10 protein-coding genes are annotated in these 17,342 nt (G+C 34.0%); 6 read left to right on the top strand and 4 right to left on the bottom strand.

Annotation, left to right across the window (positions count from 1 at the left end; all coding sequences use genetic code 11):
* The first annotated feature begins 307 nt into the window (after window positions 1-307).
* Window positions 308-1,054 carry a slipin family protein gene (locus DFQ02_RS00405; protein WP_116039021.1) on the top strand — a complete coding sequence of 249 codons (747 nt, stop codon included), beginning with the start codon at window positions 308-310 and terminating at the stop codon, window positions 1,052-1,054.
* Between the two features lie 33 nt (window positions 1,055-1,087).
* A complete protein-coding gene (locus tag DFQ02_RS00400) occupies window positions 1,088-1,465 on the top strand; it encodes a DUF1801 domain-containing protein (protein ID WP_116039020.1) in 378 nt (125 codons plus the stop codon).
* Between the two features lie 54 nt (window positions 1,466-1,519).
* On the opposite strand, the gene kdsA is transcribed toward DFQ02_RS00400, so the two are convergent.
* Entirely contained in the window at window positions 1,520-2,338 is an 819-nt protein-coding gene (gene kdsA / locus DFQ02_RS00395; protein WP_116039019.1) for a 3-deoxy-8-phosphooctulonate synthase, read from the bottom strand.
* A 227-nt stretch (window positions 2,339-2,565) separates the two neighbouring features.
* Here kdsA and typA point away from each other — a divergent pair, with 227 nt between their 5' ends.
* Window positions 2,566-4,365, top strand: coding sequence for a translational GTPase TypA (typA, locus tag DFQ02_RS00390; RefSeq protein ID WP_116039018.1), 1,800 nt, complete (start codon window positions 2,566-2,568; stop codon window positions 4,363-4,365).
* Between the two features lie 409 nt (window positions 4,366-4,774).
* Window positions 4,775-6,076 (top strand): O-antigen translocase, encoded by a 1,302-nt coding sequence (locus tag DFQ02_RS00380; protein WP_116039017.1) that lies wholly within the window; start codon window positions 4,775-4,777, stop codon window positions 6,074-6,076.
* A 10-nt stretch (window positions 6,077-6,086) separates the two neighbouring features.
* Here the strand turns inward: DFQ02_RS00380 and DFQ02_RS00375 are convergent, their stop codons facing one another.
* On the bottom strand, window positions 6,087-12,632 hold the full coding sequence (locus DFQ02_RS00375; protein WP_116039016.1) for an alpha-2-macroglobulin family protein: 6,546 nt from the start codon (window positions 12,630-12,632) through the stop codon (window positions 6,087-6,089).
* 149 nt (window positions 12,633-12,781) lie between these two features.
* Between DFQ02_RS00375 and DFQ02_RS00370 the strand changes: the two genes are divergently transcribed.
* Both DFQ02_RS00370 and DFQ02_RS00365 read left to right on the top strand, forming a co-directional pair.
* On the top strand, window positions 12,782-13,738 hold the full coding sequence (locus tag DFQ02_RS00370; RefSeq protein WP_116039015.1) for a tetratricopeptide repeat protein: 957 nt from the start codon (window positions 12,782-12,784) through the stop codon (window positions 13,736-13,738).
* A 122-nt stretch (window positions 13,739-13,860) separates the two neighbouring features.
* Complete coding sequence (locus DFQ02_RS00365; RefSeq protein WP_116039014.1) at window positions 13,861-15,216, top strand: UDP-N-acetylmuramate--L-alanine ligase; 1,356 nt, start codon at window positions 13,861-13,863, stop codon at window positions 15,214-15,216.
* Window positions 15,217-15,326: 110 nt separating this feature from the next.
* Here DFQ02_RS00365 and DFQ02_RS00360 read toward each other — a convergent pair whose 3' ends face one another.
* Complete coding sequence (locus DFQ02_RS00360) at window positions 15,327-16,187, bottom strand: transglutaminase domain-containing protein (RefSeq protein WP_181896320.1); 861 nt, start codon at window positions 16,185-16,187, stop codon at window positions 15,327-15,329.
* 187 nt (window positions 16,188-16,374) lie between these two features.
* Window positions 16,375-17,262 carry a dienelactone hydrolase family protein gene (locus DFQ02_RS00355; protein ID WP_116039012.1) on the bottom strand — a complete coding sequence of 296 codons (888 nt, stop codon included), beginning with the start codon at window positions 17,260-17,262 and terminating at the stop codon, window positions 16,375-16,377.
* Between the last annotated feature and the right edge of the window lie 80 nt (window positions 17,263-17,342).

The raw sequence follows: 17,342 nt of genomic DNA, 5'->3' as shown, positions 1-17,342 counted from the left end.
AGTTTAAATACAAGAGTTATACCGCAAAAATTATTCCGAAGTATGATTTCGCCAATTCCCTTCATGTGTTGTCATGATTTCAAATCCGTGTGATATTATTATTAGGAAAGCCCCAAATACAAAAGTAAAAAACCAAGCTTCGGTATGTAAATTTGGGTAAAATACTATATCGAATATATCACAAAAACTAGTAATGAGGTTTTGAAGTATTTACCAGTAATTACAGGTTAATATGCTTTCAATTTTAACCAAAATTCACTATCTTATAGAGTTGCTTAATTAGTATTAATTAAAAAAAGAATAAATCATGAATCCTCCATTATTATTTACGGTTTTTATCATTGTATTCTTGCTTGCTGGGATACGAGTGGTTTTTGAGTATAAGCGTGCTTTAAAGTTTAGGTTTGGAAAATATATTAAAACTTTACAACCTGGATTTAGATGGATTATTCCAATTATTGAGACCATTCAGGTAGTTGATATTCGTGTTATTACCATAAATGTTGTTTCGCAAGAAGTTATGACCGAAGATAATGTGCCTTGTAGTACTGATGGTGTAGTGTTTTTTAAGATTGAAGACCCTGAAAAAGCAGTTTTAGAAGTAGAAGAATTTGCCTTTGCAATAACGCAATTATCTCAAGCAGCATTACGGGATGTTTGTGGAAAGGTGGAATTAGATACTATTTTATCTAAACGAGAAGAAATGGGCAAGAATATAAAGAATATTGTTGAAATTGAGACCAAAGAATGGGGTATTAATATCATTGATGTGAAAATCAAAGACATTCAGTTACCTGAAAACATGAAACGTATGATGGCTAATCAAGCTGAGGCGGAACGTTCTAGGCGTGCTCGTATTATTTTGGCTTTAGCTGAAGAACAAGCAGCTGGTAAATTACTTGAGGCTGGAAAATTAATAGACCAATCTCCATCAGCAATAAAGTTAAGGTTGTATCAAACACTATCCAATATCGCTGCAGAAAAGAACTCAACTATTTTATTCCCTTTTCCAGAAGAGGTATTGCCAAAACCAGTTAAGGAAGTTTTAGATTAAATGCCTATTTATTAAATTTGACCAAAATTTTTTTTGAAACCAATAGACGAATATTTTCTTAATCAAAAAGAACCCTATCAATCAATCATGTTATATGTTAGGAGTGTTATTTTAAATACACTTCCTGATGTAGTTGAACGGTATTGTTATAAGATTCCGTTTTACAATATTGGTAAGAAACCCGTGTTATATCTAAATATATTGAAAGGCAAGGATTATGTAGATATAGCATTTGTTCATGGTATCCTTTTGGAAAAAGACTTTCCTATTTTAAAGAATGATAATAACAGAAAACAAGTACGCTCCATTCAACTTAGATCTTTAGAAGATTTAGACCAAGAAAATTTTGAAGAACTGTTAATCGCTTCCGTTGAAAGTGTTAGAAATAGTAAAAGACCTTGGTTTATATGAATTTGTCATTCCTGCGAAGGCAGGAATCCATAATTCTCGCCTAAGTTAAAATAATTAAAGACGGTTAATAGTTTTCCTAATTGCTACCAAATTAGTAAGTAATCTTTCCAAATTATCTAAATGTAGCATATTAGCCCCATCACTTTTAGCGTTAGCAGGGTCAAAATGTGTTTCAATAAATAAACCATCAACATGATTAACTATTCCAGCTCTGGCAATAGTCTCAATCATATCAGGTCTTCCACCTGTTACACCAGCAGTTTGATTGGGTTGTTGTAGTGAGTGTGTAACATCTAAAACAGTGGGAGCATACTGGCGCATGGTGGGAATACCCCGAAAATCAACAATCATATCTTGATAGCCAAACATGGTGCCTCTATCGGTTATCCAGGCTTTGTCACTTCCAGAATCTTTAACTTTTTGAACGGCGTATTTCATGGCTTCTGGACTCATGAATTGCCCTTTTTTTAAGTTTACTACCTTGCCCGTTTTGGCTGCAGCAACAACCAAATCGGTTTGACGAACCAAAAACGCAGGAATCTGTAAGACATCTACATATTGAGCCGCCAAAACAGCATCAGAAATTTCATGAATATCAGTTACTGTTGGAACATCAAATGTATCGGATACTTTTTTTAGAATCTTGAGTGCGTTTTCATCTCCTATACCAGTAAAACTATCAATTCTACTTCGGTTAGCCTTTTTAAAACTCCCCTTAAACACATAAGGTATTTCTAATTTGTTAGTTATAGAAACCACTTTTTCCGCTATGCGAAGCGCCATATCTTCGCTCTCTATAGCACAAGGTCCACATAGCAAAAAGAAATTATTAGAGTTGGTGTGTTTTAATTTTGGAATATCTTGAAGCTTCATATGGGTGTTTGATGATTTCTAAGGACAAAGATAGAACTTATGTTGAATATTTTAATTCACATTAGATGATTTAACTAATGGCATTAGTGATAGAAACGGCATCCTTTTGCTTTTGCAAAAGATACAGTGAATAGCACGCCTTTTTTGAAAAAAAAGAATGCCCAAATATTATATTATTTATCCGTTAATAATGAGTAACTTTGCACGCTTAAATTAAGGAGCTAGGTATGAATACTATTAAAAATATTGCCATTATTGCACACGTAGACCATGGAAAGACCACTTTGGTTGATAAAATTATGTACCATTGTCAGTTGTTTCGTGAGAACGAAAATACAGGCGATTTAATTCTTGATAACAACGATTTAGAGCGTGAGCGCGGTATTACTATTACCTCTAAAAATGTTTCTGTTACATATAAAAACACTAAAATTAATATTATTGATACACCAGGTCACGCCGATTTTGGAGGTGAAGTGGAACGTGTTCTGAATATGGCTGATGGTGTTTTGTTGTTGGTAGATGCCTTTGAAGGGCCTATGCCTCAAACCCGTTTTGTTTTGCAAAAAGCTATTGATTTAGGTTTGAAACCTTGTGTGGTAGTCAATAAAGTAGATAAGGAGAATTGTACTCCTGATGAGGTACATGAAAAAGTGTTTGATTTGATGTTTGAATTGGGAGCTGAAGAGTGGCAATTGGATTTCCCAACGGTTTATGGATCTGCAAAGAACAATTGGATGAGTGAAGATTGGCAAAAACCAACGGATAATATTGAGCCTTTATTGGAAATGGTTATAGAGCATATTCCTTCCCCAAAAATTGAAACGGGAAGCACACAGATGCTCATTACATCTTTAGATTTTTCTTCGTTTACAGGTAGAATTGCCATCGGTCGTTTAACAAGAGGAGAACTTAAAGTAAACCAGAATATTTCTTTGGTAAAGCGAGATGGTTCTACAGTTAAATCCAGAATTAAAGAGTTGCATATTTTTGAGGGTTTGGGTAGAAAAAAAGTAGATGAGGTACAAACGGGTGATATTTGTGCTATTGTAGGTTTAGAAGGTTTTGAAATAGGTGATACGGTTGCTGATTTTGAATCTCCTGAAGGGTTAAAAACTATTGCTATAGATGAGCCAACCATGAGTATGTTGTTTACAATTAACGATTCACCTTTTTTTGGGAAAGACGGTAAATATGTAACTTCTCGCCATGTTAAAGAGCGTTTAACCAAAGAGCTTGAGAAAAACTTGGCTTTAAGGGTAGAAGAAACCAATAGTGCCGATAAGTTTATGGTGTTTGGGCGTGGGGTGTTACATCTTTCGGTTTTAATTGAAACCATGCGTAGAGAAGGTTATGAGTTACAAATTGGTCAGCCACAGGTAATCATAAAAGAGATTGATGGTGTGAAATGTGAGCCCGTTGAGGAGATGACTATTGATTTACCAGAAGAAGTTTCTGGTAAAGCTATTGAAATGGTGACTATGCGAAAAGGTGAAATGTTAAGTATGGAGGCTAAAGGCGATAGAATGGTGTGTGAATTTGTGATTCCATCAAGAGGTATTATTGGCTTAAGAAACCAATTGTTAACTGCTACCGCTGGAGAGGCTATTATGGCACACAGATTTAAAGAGTATCAACCTATAAAAGGCGGTATTCCAGAACGTCAGAATGGTAGTTTAGTATCTATGGAAAACGGTACAGCCATTCCTTATTCTATTGACAAATTACAAGAACGCGGTAAGTTTTTTATAGATCCGGGAGAAGATATTTATGAGGGTCAGGTAATAGGTGAAAATTCTCGTGGTGATGATATGGTTGTTAATGTTACTAAAACCAAAAAATTAACCAATGTACGATCTGCAGGAGCTGATGATAAAGCCCGAATTATTCCTGCTATAAAATTTTCTTTGGAAGAAGCTCTAGAGTATATTCAAAAAGATGAATATGTAGAAGTAACACCTAATCATTTAAGGCTAAGAAAGATTTTATTGAAAGAGGTAGATCGTAAAAGAAATAAGTCTATTTAGAGAAGTGGTGTTTTTTGGGACTTCCATAACAGAGTGGGTAGGCTATGTAGCTATGTCTACAGTGCTGTTATCGTTTTTGATGAAGTCTGTCACAAAGTTAAGATTTGTAAATGCTTTAGGGTGTTTGTTCTTCATTGTATATGGTTTTTTATTGGTGCCCATTTCTAAGCCTATTATAATAACAAACATTGCCATACTTGGTGTTAATCTTTATTATTTATTAAGGAGGAAAGTAAAATAAACCTATAGTAATACACTTCATCTATTAAACCTATTATGTTAATTTAAAAGTATATTGATTTTGTATATTTGATTCCAGAGGAAAATAATTTTTAGTACTCCATTTTCATCATGGTACTATAATCATTTTAATTTCCTTTTGATAAATTTTTTAAAGGCTATACATTAATTGAAAAGATTAATAAATTACATTAATAAGAACGTTTTAATTAAGGTTACTTCGTTACAAATAGCCTCAGTGGTTACGAGAATTATTGCCGGACTATTAACTTCAAAAGCCATTGCTATATTTATAGGCGCTGAAGGTCTAGCATTAATTGGAAATTTGCGGAACTTAGTTAGTTCGCTTCATTCTATTGCTATTTTAGGGTTTTACAAAGGGGTTGTTAAATATATTTCTGATTTTAAGGAGAACCTTACAGAGCTTAGTAAAACTATTTCCACAGTTTTTTATATTGGCTTTGTTTCAACCACAGTGTTATCTGTATTATGTTATTTTAACGCTGAATTCATCAACGATTTTGTGTTTCCTTCTTATAACAATTATGGTTATATCATTAGAATATTTGCCATTGTACTTCCTTTTTATGCTTTGAATATGTTTTCATTCTCCATAATGAATGGCTTTTTAAAATATAAGATATTGATTGTTATCAATATTATTGGGCAGATATTAAGTGTGTCTGTGGCCTTACTCTTAATTTATCAAGAAGAATTGCGAGGCGCTTTAATATCAGTTGTCATTGCTGAATCACTCATATTTTTGATAACACTGGTTGGAATTGTAAATAGAAGAAGTTTAGTGCCATTAATAAAAACAAAAAACGTAAGTCTAGATGTTTTTAAAAAAATGAGTTCTTATTCCTTTATGGCCTTGTTTCCAACAGTGGTTCTTCCGTTAATAACCATTGTTATTAGAAATCATATTATTGAAAATATTGGTTACAAAGATGCTGGACATTGGGAAGCCATGACAAGGATTTCAAACTATTATTTAATGCTTGTTACCTCATTGATGGCCTTGTATATTTTGCCTAGGTTTTCTGAAATAGATAGTAAAGAGGAGTTCAAAAAAGAAGTATTAAGTATTTATAAATCGGTTATGCCTAAGTTGGCATTAGGGCTATTTATTATCTACCTTTTAAGGTCATTTATTGTCGCTGTAGTTTTTTCTAGCGAGTTTGAACCTGTTAAGGATTTGTTCTTATGGCAACTATTAGGTGATTTGATAAAAGTGTTATCCTTGGTGATTGCATATCAGTTGCTAGCAAAAAAAATGTTTTGGCATTACATTTTAACTGAGGCATTTTTAGTAATAACAATTTATTTTACCAGTATTAATTTTTTAAATATGTTTAATGATGTTCAAGGTGCTGTTCTAGCTCACTTTGTAAGTTACATGTTATACTTCGGGATTATAGTAATAATTTTTAGAAGATCACTGTTTGTAACTCATAAGGTTAAAACCTAATATCATTAATTTACTCCTGAACATGTAGTCTAACCCCTTCACTATGACTACTATATTCTGGCGCATACATACTTTGAATGGTGGTAATACCATTGCTCATATTACCTGCATTGTTAACACGTAAATCATATTCAAACACATAAATACCTTTTGGCAGAAAATCAAAAAAGAAATTAGTACTGGCATCTTTGGTACTTTCATAATAACCTAAGCCATCTTGCCATTTGTATTTAGATAGCACATTTACAGGCTCAAGTCCAGCGGCTCTCATGTCTTTCATATGCACAAATTCCATAGCTCTGTCGCTTTTTAATTCAATGCGAACTCTAACCAAATCACCAACTTCAAGATTTGTTTCCGAAGTTATTTCAGTAATTTCTTCTCCAGTATCAGTGTTTCTTTTTAAGAATAATTTTTTCTTTAATTGAATAGGAGTTTCGGCTGAGGTAATCTTGTCTAAATCTTCAAAATATTGCCAATATAGGCCGCCCCAAGCAATACCATCACCTTTTTTGGTAAGTTTTACTTCTGCCATCTCTGGTTTAATTTCAGATGTATTCCAGGACGTTTTAAAGTAACCTGTTCCTGCCTCAATTTTAACATCGTCAAGCTTTGAAGGTTCTATTTTTTCATTCCCTACAGCAACATCAACCATATCACTTACCGATAACCAATCACTCCCTTGAAGCAATAAAGCATAGACGGCTTCTGTGGTTGCTTTGGTTGTTTTCCATTTGTTGGTTTGCTTGTTTTTAAGTAGCCAAATTTTGAGGTTGTCAATGGTTTCTAGATTCTTCGCTTCGCTCTGAATAACAGAACCTGATTCAGAAAAAGCTTCAATAATTAACGCTTGAGTTTCAATAGGTGCCTGATACCAGTACCATGAGTTGGTGTTTTCTTTCCAATACATTCCCAATTCTTCATTGGTAATACTGCTCTCCTTTAATGATTTTAAAATTTTAGCAGCTGTTTTAGCATCATCATTTCTATGACATACCAAAGCCATGAGGCCTTTGGCATACAGCGAGCGTTTTAACCAATATTGTTGAATTTGAGATAAATAATACTTGCTAATCTCTTCAACTTCCTGAGACTTTTCAATCTCTGGGAAGAAACTTCGCATGTATAAATAATGCAATTGCATGTAGCTTAGATGGTCTTTACTCAAATCTCTTTTAGCATCATATTTACGCAGGTCTTTATATTCTTTTATAAATTGTTCATCTAAATAGTTCAGGGCTCTTTTTGTTAAATATTCATGAGCGCCATTTTGAGTTACATTCAAATGCTTTAAATGACCAAAACCAGTTATAATATGTTGGGTAATCCATCTATTTTCATGGCCTCCCTTGAACCAAGCCCAAGCGCCTGATGAAAGTTGATTATTTTCAAGTTTATCTAGTGCCAATTGTAATTCATTATTCATTTTATTCAAATCAAATAAGAGCGCCATACGTTTCTTTTGTTTGGTTTCGCTTTGCGCATCGCGTAACCAAGGTGTCTCTTGAATGATGATAGATTTTAATTCCTCATTTTTTTCAAGATTACTCATTAGAGCCTCCTGAGATTTCCATTGGTTAAATACCTCTTGAATTCGTGGATTTGAATTTACGATATGGCTTGCTAGGGCATTGGTGTAATATCTAGAAAACGTTTGCTCGTTACATTGGTACGGATATTCCATTAAGTATGGCAACGCTTGAACAGCATACCACGCCGGATTCGATGTCATTTCTAAAGTTAGTTTATGATGTTTAAGCGTTGTTGAATACACATTTTTCAATTTATCTAAAGTAAAGGTCCGGGTTTCATTACTTTTAATCCACATGGGTAGTGTTTCTGTAACCAACATTCTATTCGATAATACCGGGAGCGCATTTTGTTCGCCATCACTAAAGTCTTCAGTTTTGGCAATAACTTTGTATTGAATAGCTTGAATACCATTGGGAATTGATACATTCCATGAAACACTGGTATTTCCTTTAGCGTTTATAGAAAATGTTTTAAGGTTTGATGTGTTACCGAGAATACTATCTACTTTTTTCCCAGTAATGGCATCGGTTAAAACTAATAGTGATTGCCCATGTAATTGATTTTCTGTAAGATTAGCAATCTTGGTACTTATAGTTATTTGGTCGCCTTCTCTTAAAAATCGTGGTGCGTTTGGGATGACCATCAACTCTTTTTGAGTGACCGTTTTTAAAGTAGTGGTAGCACTTTCTAAATTTTTGGTATGCGCCAATAGTTGTAATTTCCACTGTGTTAAAGCTTCGGGAGTGGTGAAACTAAAATTGACGTTGCCATTTTCATCGGTTTTTAAATGAGGAAAGAAAAAAGCGGTTTCTTTTAAATTTTTTCTAACCTGTACCTGTGTTAAGGCATTCAACCCGCTTTTTGTTGTAATAAGAATAACACCATTAGCACCTCTTGCGCCATAAATTGCGGTGGCCGATATATCTTTTAAAACATCAATAGATTGAATGTCCGCCATATTGGTATCAAAATCCCCTTCAATAATTTTTCCATCTACAATTACTAAAGGTTTTTTAGAATCATTCCATGAAGCTTGACCACGGATAAAAATTTGTTTATCATCAGCCTCAATAAAACCGCTACCTTGTATAGCAGTTACACCAGGAATGGCACCTTGTAAACTCTCGCCTTTAACAGCTGAAATGGAACCGACTACACTTTCCTTTTTCACTGTGCCATAACCTACTACTACAACTTCATCTAACTGGGCGTTGTCTTCAAATAGTGAAATATTCAGTCGTTTTCTGTCAACAATTACACCCTGAGTCTCAAACCCCACATAACTAATTACAAGTTCATCATTGTTACTTGCTTTAATTGAAAAGTTTCCGTCAAAGTCTGTAGTGGTGCCATTGGTTGTGCCTTTTACCATAACAGTAGCACCTGGTAGTGGTAGCCCATCTTTGTCTCTAATAGTTCCGGAGATAAAGCCTTCTTTTATGTTTTCATGAAATTCCTTCGACCTTTTAATTCGTAGATTTTCAATATAATTATCATACAGCCATTTGTTAAATCTCATAGAAAATCCAAACCAATTAAATTCATCATAGTATTGTGTTGTATAGCTAGGTCTGTTCTTATTTGAATTATGAATGGTAAATGTTCTAGTGCCAAAACTTTGATTACTATCAATTCTATATGACGAATAATAAGTTCCCCTATGTATGGGGTTAAAATCCCACGCATGTGGTTTAAATTGGTCTAAAGAGGCATCATACATACTTGCTAAAAGTTCTGCACTAACCTTATCCCCTTTAGGGCCTTCAATATTGAAGCTCCAAGTTTCATCAGTTCCTGGTTGTAAGCGGTCTCTAAAAGTTTTGGTCTCAATAGTTAATTCTGTTTCTGGATATGGCACAGCAATGGGGTGAGTTCCAGAAAGGAAACTATTAAAAACAGATGTGCTGTAGTGAACCACAAAGCCTCCAACGTCCTTATCGGTTACGGGAATGCTAATCACTTTTTTATTGTTATTAAGCTGAATAATCTCTGTTTGAATAATCTTTTTGTCCTTTTCAACAGTAACGGTAACCGAAATATTTTCGGCAGCAGAAGCAATCGTTACATAGGCCGTTTCACCAACCTCATAATTTAATTTGTTTGAACTAATACCAAAGATTTGATTGTCTGCTAAAGATTTATCATCATCACTGAAAAGGGTTATTTTGGCTTGGTCTTTTACCGTTTGACCAAATTTATCTTTGCTTTCCAACACCATGAGGTATTGACCCGATAACCACTTTTTAATCTTATCTAATTCAATGGTTTTAGATATGTTAGTATCGAAAAGCTTTTCAAAAACAACGTCACCTTTTTCCCAATTTTCAGGGTTGTCTTCATTCGTGTAGGCATCATGAGGGAAAAGGTTTTTAAATGCTTCCTCCGAAAATTCTTGATAATCTGGTGCTGCCCATAATCGTTTTCTCAAAACACGATTTGGAGCCTTTAATTTGTATACTTTAATAGTGCCTGCGGCTGGAACAAACTCACCATTTAAATTTTTGGTGTCAATGGTAATGCTGTGGTCCTTTTTAGATTTATCTAGTTTATCATCAATATCAATACGAGCGTTAAGGGCATGATACCCCACATTAATGACTGTTGTCGCACTTCGGGTTTCACCGTTTATATCAGTAACATCAGCGGTAACTTCATATTTAAAAACGGGCAAACTGTTTTTGTCAACGCTTTGGTCTGGTTGGGCTTTAAATGTGATTTCAAATTCTCCTTTATCATCGGTGGTGGTTTCTCCATGCGTTATTTCTTGAGGTTCACTATTAAACCTGGGGCGATACCAAAAGTACCACCTTGGATATTGTACTTTTCTATGTACCCTATAAACTACTTTCGCATTGGTGATGTTACTACCAGCATATGCTAAGGCTGTTCCTGTAGTAGTAACCGAGTCATTTATTTTAAAGGTTTCTGTGATAGGTTTAAACTTAGTTTCAAACTTGGGGCGTTTATATTCCTCAACAGAGAAACTGTGTTCCATATCAATGTCTATCTTATCTGAATCAGACCACAACTCTATGTAATATTTTCCGTTGAGGCCATTGTTAGGCAAAATGAATTCTCCCGAAATAGATCCAAATTCATTGGTGGTAAATTCAAGTTCTGCAACCTCTTCATCATTAGAATCAAAAACGTCAACATAAAAAAGTTCGTTAGGAATGACTTTAGATATGCCTTTTTGGGTCTGAATAGCAATGGCTTTAAAATAGACCGTTTGCCCGGGGCGGTAAATACTTCTATCGGTAAAAATGAAGGCCTGGTAATGCGTTTCAATGTCATCGGGTTCTTGTCGATTTCCCATCCAGTAGTTTCCAAAATATGCCGTTTCATTGTTTGCTTTTACTTTTAGGGCCATGTTTCTATAATAGGTTTCATCTTTTGGAATTATAACATTTCCATTACTATCAGAAGTTTCAATTCTTATTTTTTTCGTATTAGAATATCTAATGTTATAAGATATCTCAACAGAGGCATTAACTATGGGAGCACCATTATTTCTATTAATTAATTGAAAAATTTGATGGGTGTCATTTTCAATATCAGCCAATGCTATATTGGTAACTTGAATATGTGCAGAGGCATAAAAATCTTCCTCGTTTTCTGCTGTGGAAGCTACAATGAGATATCTGCCATTGTTGAGTTTCGGTATTAAAACTTCGGTGGAGTGTGTATGGTAATCGCTTTCATTTCTCAGTTTGCTTTCCCAAGTTTTATCGACATTTAAGTTACTTATTAACGCCCACTTTTCTTCTTGTCGGTAAGTTTTATTGATTTTTTCAAATTGACTTTCATTTAATCTGTAAGCCTTAAATATAAGCGTGTCTAAATTTTTATAGCTTACTAAAACCCGCGCATGTTTTTGAGTGGGTAAAAAGCTTTCTGTGCTAATGTTTAGTGACTTTTGCTCAATTTGCTCTTTTAAAATTTTACATTTTTCAGCCCCTTTACTGTCTGGAAATTTGCTGATGACTTTATTACAAAGTTCAACAGCTTCTTTAGCTTTCCAACGAAACTCTTTTTTAGTAGTTGGATTGTAATTTTTGCTTTGTTGTTGAAGTATAGAAGCAATTTCAAAATCGTAAAGCGCAGAAACTTCATGATTTTTATGATGGTCACTTTCAGTTTTAAAGGCTTTTAATAGTATCGCTTCTGCATCTTTAAAAGTGGCATGTTGGTTTACAAACCTTAAGCGTTCAATATTAACATTAGTTAAGGCTTTGGGAGATTCGTCTTTTAAATGAAACTGAATTAAGTCTTGATAGATTTTTAAAGCATGTAATTGTAAGGATGTTGTGTCTTTAGATTCTATTTTCAAGGAAGAAAAGGTTTGTGCATCACCTAAAAATTCTGGGTTGTCAATTTCAAATTTATAAGCTGGCTTTGTAATTTGGGTTTCATTGGTCTGGTAAAACTCAAGAGCGTTGTGGTTTAAGAAATCAAACAACGTTGGTCTGTAAATTTTAGAGTCTTTTTGGGTGTTTAAAATGGCGTCATATTTACTTAAAGGTTCAAGCTGAAGCATAAGGCCATTTTGCAATGAATTTTGAAAACTTACATGAATTTCATTAAACAGGGTCTCCAAATCCCAAGTTCTAAAATCAATGGGGTCAATTTTATCAGTTGTTTTGGTTCTGTTATAGATTTTCCACCTATTTTGTTGAAAATATTGCCAATATAATTGCGCTAGCATATTCTCTAAAATGTTTTTGGTTGGGAAGACACTTTCCTCAATTTGGGTTTTAAAATTATTTATAACATTTAGTTGAGCCTCTTCCTCTAAAACCAATGCAAATTTGCTCTTAAAAATCATAGCTTTTATAAGCTGTGGCTCGTTTTGGTCTTTTTGAGCTTTCGTCAAAATATCCTCAACTGTTTTTAATGCAGATTTTGGTAAACCTTCAATTTCATGACGCTCTACAATCTGCCATAAATCTTTATAATCTTTAGTTTGTGTATAACAGAAATTTATAAATAATGTAAAAAATAAAAGGAGTATTGTGTTTTTCATCAGATTATAACGTAAAGTTCACAGCCAAAATACTTTCAAAAGGTATACCATAAAAATCAGAATGAGTAAAATGGTATGATGATTGAGTGAAGTTACTCAATTTTAAAGATATTTGTAATGTTTAACTTTGTATTACCGACATAATTTTCATGAATAAATTTATCTACTTTTTGTTAATGCTGCCCCTTTTGACTTTTAGTCAATCTAATCTTGAAAATGCAGAGGCCTATATTGATACAAAGCAGTATAGTAAAGCAGAAGATATTTTAACCAAGTACATAGAAAAGCAACCCAATAGTTTAAAAGCACTTGAATTTTTAGCCGATGCCTATGCATATCAAAAAAAGTGGGATAAAGCCATTGCAATTTATAAGCGCTTGGTAGAAACAGATCAAAATAATGCCAATTATCATTACAAATACGGAGGTGCTATGGGAATGAAAGCACTTATAGTTAATAAGTTTAAAGCCATTAGCATAGTAGGTGATGCCAAAACCCATTTTTTAAGAGCTGCAGCATTAGACTCAGAGCATATTGATGTGCGATGGGCGTTGGTAGAGTTGTACATGCAATTACCCGGAATTATTGGAGGGAGTAAAAGTAAAGCTTTAGAATACGCCGATGAAATGGAACAGTTATCAAAAGTTGATGGCTACTTAGCCAAAGGTTACATACACGAGTTTGATGATGAACCAGAACAAGCTGAAGCATTTTACAAAAAAGCATTAAGTATTGGCGGTTCAGTTACTTGTTTTGACAAGCTTACCAACTTTTATGAAAACCAACAGCAACCAGATAAGGCTATAAAAACCATTGAACAAGCTTATGAAAAACATAATAAAAACACCCTCCATTATCAAATAGGTAAAGTGTGTGCAGATTACAATGTGCAATTAGAAAAAGGAGAACGTTGTTTAAAAATGTTCATAGAAAACCATTCGGTAAAAGATGGTGTGCCCATTGAATGGGCTTATTTTAGATTAGCTCAAATAAGAAAAAATAAACGTGATAAAAAGGAGGCATTAAGGTGGATTAATAAAGCCTTAGCTACCAATATTGATTTTAAAGAGGCTGAAGCAGAAAAAGCAAAAATATTGGCTCTATAAATAGGTTATCTTTATTCAGTGTCACACTTAGCACAGTCGAAGTGCAACTCCTAAAGCAAAACTTCATTACAATAATTTGGAATTTGATTTTTGGAATTTGATATTTGTTCTAAAGCAACACAATGAATGTACATTTTATAGCCATAGGTGGTGCCGCTATGCACAATTTAGCCTTAGCATTACACCACAAAGGATACCAAGTAACCGGTAGTGATGATACCATTTTTGAGCCTTCAAAGTCTAGGTTAGAAGCCAAAGGATTATTGCCCGAAACGTTTGGTTGGTACCCCGATAAAATCACTAAAAATTTAGATGCTATTGTTCTGGGTATGCATGCTAAAGAAGACAATCCTGAGTTATTAAAAGCACAAGAATTAGGATTGAAAATCTATAGCTATCCAGAGTTTTTGTACGAGCAGTCTAAACATAAAACCCGTGTAGTTATTGGCGGTAGCCATGGTAAAACCACCATCACTTCCATGATTCTCCATGTCATGCATTACCATGATAGGGATGTAGACTATATGGTTGGCGCACAGTTGGAAGGTTTTGATGTGATGGTAAAACTCACAGAAGAAAATGATTTCATCGTTTTAGAAGGGGATGAGTACTTAAGCTCACCAATAGACAGACGTCCAAAATTCCATCTTTATAAACCTAATATAGCCTTATTAAGCGGTATTGCTTGGGACCATATTAATGTATTTCCAACCTATGACAACTATGTAGAGCAGTTTCGCATTTTTGTAGATTCTATTGTTAGTGGTGGAAGTATTAATTACAACGAAGAAGACCCAGAGGTAAAAAGTGTGGTGGAAGCTAGTGAGAATACTATTAGAAAAATACCTTACAAAACACCAGAATACACCGTTGAAGATGGAGAAACATTGTTAGAAACACCCGAAGGCCCTTTACCTATTGAGGTTTTTGGAAAACACAACCTAAACAATTTAGCGGGAGCTAAATGGATCTGTCAGCACATGGGTATTGATGAAGACGATTTTTATGAGGCTATTGCCACCTTTAAAGGCGCTAGTAAACGCTTAGAAAAAATTGCTGAAAGTGCTAATAGTGTGGCTTATAAAGATTTTGCACACTCACCTAGTAAAGTAGAAGCTACTACCAAAGCAGTAAAAGAACAGTATAATAATAGAACCTTGGTGGCTTGTTTAGAATTGCATACCTATAGCAGTTTAAATGCAGAGTTTCTAAAAGAATACAAAGGTGCTTTAGATGCGGCCGATGTGGCGGTGGTGTTTTATTCGCCACATGCGGTAGAGATAAAAAAACTAGATGCGGTTTCGCATGAACAAATTGCAGCTGCTTTTCAAAGAGACGACTTAATTATTTATACCAACCCAGACGATTTTAAAGCGTTTCTGTTTTCGCAAAACTTTGATAATAAAGCCTTATTACTTATGAGCTCTGGCAATTATGGCGGGTTAGATTTTGATGCTATAAAGGGACTTATTGAATAGGTTTAGTAAGTTGTTTACCGGTTTTGTATATGGCATTTTGCGTGGTTTAGCAACTAATTTAGAAAAAATCAGAAGCAATTATTTTTATCGGTGTTAGTACACACACGCATTTATTTTATTTTAAATCCAATAACCGTTTTATAATTAAAAAAGAGAATTAGCTCTTTTGCTCTGTTAAACTTAGACAAGTTTATATCAAATTTCAACATATTATTTACTTGAGTGAAGTTCGTAATAGAATGGTTTTCATTGTTTAGTCTGTAATTAATAGAAGTAACAGGTTTTTCTGTTGAAAACACAAACTGTACTTTATCGGATTCATGCATTTTAATTATACCTGTTTGAGGGTTTATTAGTTCATAATCATAATTATAGACTAGAGGTGCATTTAGAAATTCTTCTTCTTTTATTTTTTCTTTTAAGATTGCGTTTTCGAAATAATCTGGATAATGTTTTTTAATAAATAGTTTTGGGTCGGTAAGAAAATAAAAATAGTTTAATTTTTTCTGAAAGTAATTTGAATATGTGCCAGCCCCCCATGTAACATCTATCAAATATTCTTTGTTATCAATCAAAACGATATTCCAAGCATGGTCTGAGAAAAATCTTTTCCCAATATCTTTTATTTCTGTTTTTGAAGCACCAGATACATATTTTGATTTAATATTTAATTCATCACATACTTTTTTAAATAGAGTTGCATATCCTTGGCAAATAGCTTTCTTTTTTGAAATTACTCGATTGGAAAGTTTATTATTGAATTTTTCTTCTTTTCTTTCAAACTCTCTTTTGTTTGAATATTCATAAAGAAATTTACCTGATTCTGCGGGGTCGTAAATCACATTGTTTGCAATCCAAGTGTATAAGGCTCTTAATTTTTCAAAATCATTTTGAAAATCCTTCGAAATCCGTTTAGCTAATTTCTCAGGTGTGCTAAATTTACTTGGATATGAAAGAGCAATTGAGTCCACTTTTTTATAATTCTGCGCATAACTGGTAGTGATTAAACAGACTATAAATGAAAAGAATAAATTTGATTTTATCATATGTGTGTTAACTCAGGATATGCATTATTTTAATATTGGAATAAATTGAGTACGTGTTTGTAGTAACAAAATTAGATGAAAATTATTACAAAATCAAGAGCTGTAGTTATGTTTATTTCAACTTCTCCTTAAAAAAAGCAATGGTACGTTCCCAAGCTAAATTGGCTGCAGGCTCGTCATATCTTGGGGTACTGTTGTTATGAAATCCATGGTTTACCTCAGGGTAAAAATGGGCGGTATATTCTATATTATTGGCTTTCAGGGCAACTTCATAATCTAGCCAACCCGTATTAACGCGGGTATCTAATTCGGCATATTGTAAAAGTAAAGGCGCTTTAATTTTGGCCGTGTCTTCTGCACTTGGTTGTCCGCCATAAAACGGTACTGCAGCTTTTAGGGTTGGTATTTTAACCGCCATCATGTTGGATATCCAACCACCAAAACAAAAACCAACAACCCCTACATTACCATCACAGTTTTTATGATTTTTTAAGTAGTTATATGCAGCAATAAAATCTTCTAGCATTTCATTTCGGTCTCGTTTGCGTTGCATGGTTCTGCCATCGTCATCATTTCCAGGGTAGCCACCAAGCGGTGTTAAGGCATCAGGAGCAAGACTTATAAAACCTTCAATAGCGGCGCGTCTGCCTACATCTTCAATGTACGGATTTAACCCTCGGTTTTCGTGTACAACTACAATACCAGGTAATTTACCCATCGTGTTATCGGGCATAGACAATAAACCTTTTATAGTGCCACCACCTTTGGGTGATTCGTAATGGATGTACTCCGATTTTAGGCGTTCGTCATCGGGTTTAACCATGAGGGTGTTGATATAATCTGGACTTATAAAACTTAATAAAGACGATACCGTAACACCGCCAACAGCATACACCGATAACTTTTCTATAAATTGGCGACGGTCAATTTTATTATGCGCATAATAATCATATAAATCAAATACCTCCTGACTGATATCTTCTTTTTTTAGTGGTTTCATAGTGAATGATTTTAAAATCAAGTAGGTTAATTGGTTCTGACTCTTAAAGTTACTAAAAATCTAAATAGAAATTTTTGATA

This window comes from Seonamhaeicola aphaedonensis (genome assembly GCF_003386195.1).
Taxonomy (GTDB): Bacteria; Bacteroidota; Bacteroidia; order Flavobacteriales; family Flavobacteriaceae; genus Seonamhaeicola; species Seonamhaeicola aphaedonensis.
Note: the sequence above shows the minus strand (reverse complement) of the source record. Positions and strands in the feature narration are given on the sequence as shown.

What these genes read in the sequence shown, in the direction of transcription:
- DFQ02_RS00405 (WP_116039021.1), top strand. Translation starts at nt 308, where the DNA reads ATGAATCCTCCATTATTATTTACGGTTTTTATCATTGTATTCTTGCTT.
- kdsA (WP_116039019.1), bottom strand. Translation starts at nt 2,338, where the DNA reads ATGAAGCTTCAAGATATTCCAAAATTAAAACACACCAACTCTAATAAT.
- typA (WP_116039018.1), top strand. Translation starts at nt 2,566, where the DNA reads ATGAATACTATTAAAAATATTGCCATTATTGCACACGTAGACCATGGA.
- DFQ02_RS00375 (WP_116039016.1), bottom strand. Translation starts at nt 12,632, where the DNA reads ATGAAAAACACAATACTCCTTTTATTTTTTACATTATTTATAAATTTC.
- DFQ02_RS00370 (WP_116039015.1), top strand. Translation starts at nt 12,782, where the DNA reads ATGAATAAATTTATCTACTTTTTGTTAATGCTGCCCCTTTTGACTTTT.
- DFQ02_RS00365 (WP_116039014.1), top strand. Translation starts at nt 13,861, where the DNA reads ATGAATGTACATTTTATAGCCATAGGTGGTGCCGCTATGCACAATTTA.
- DFQ02_RS00355 (WP_116039012.1), bottom strand. Translation starts at nt 17,262, where the DNA reads ATGAAACCACTAAAAAAAGAAGATATCAGTCAGGAGGTATTTGATTTA.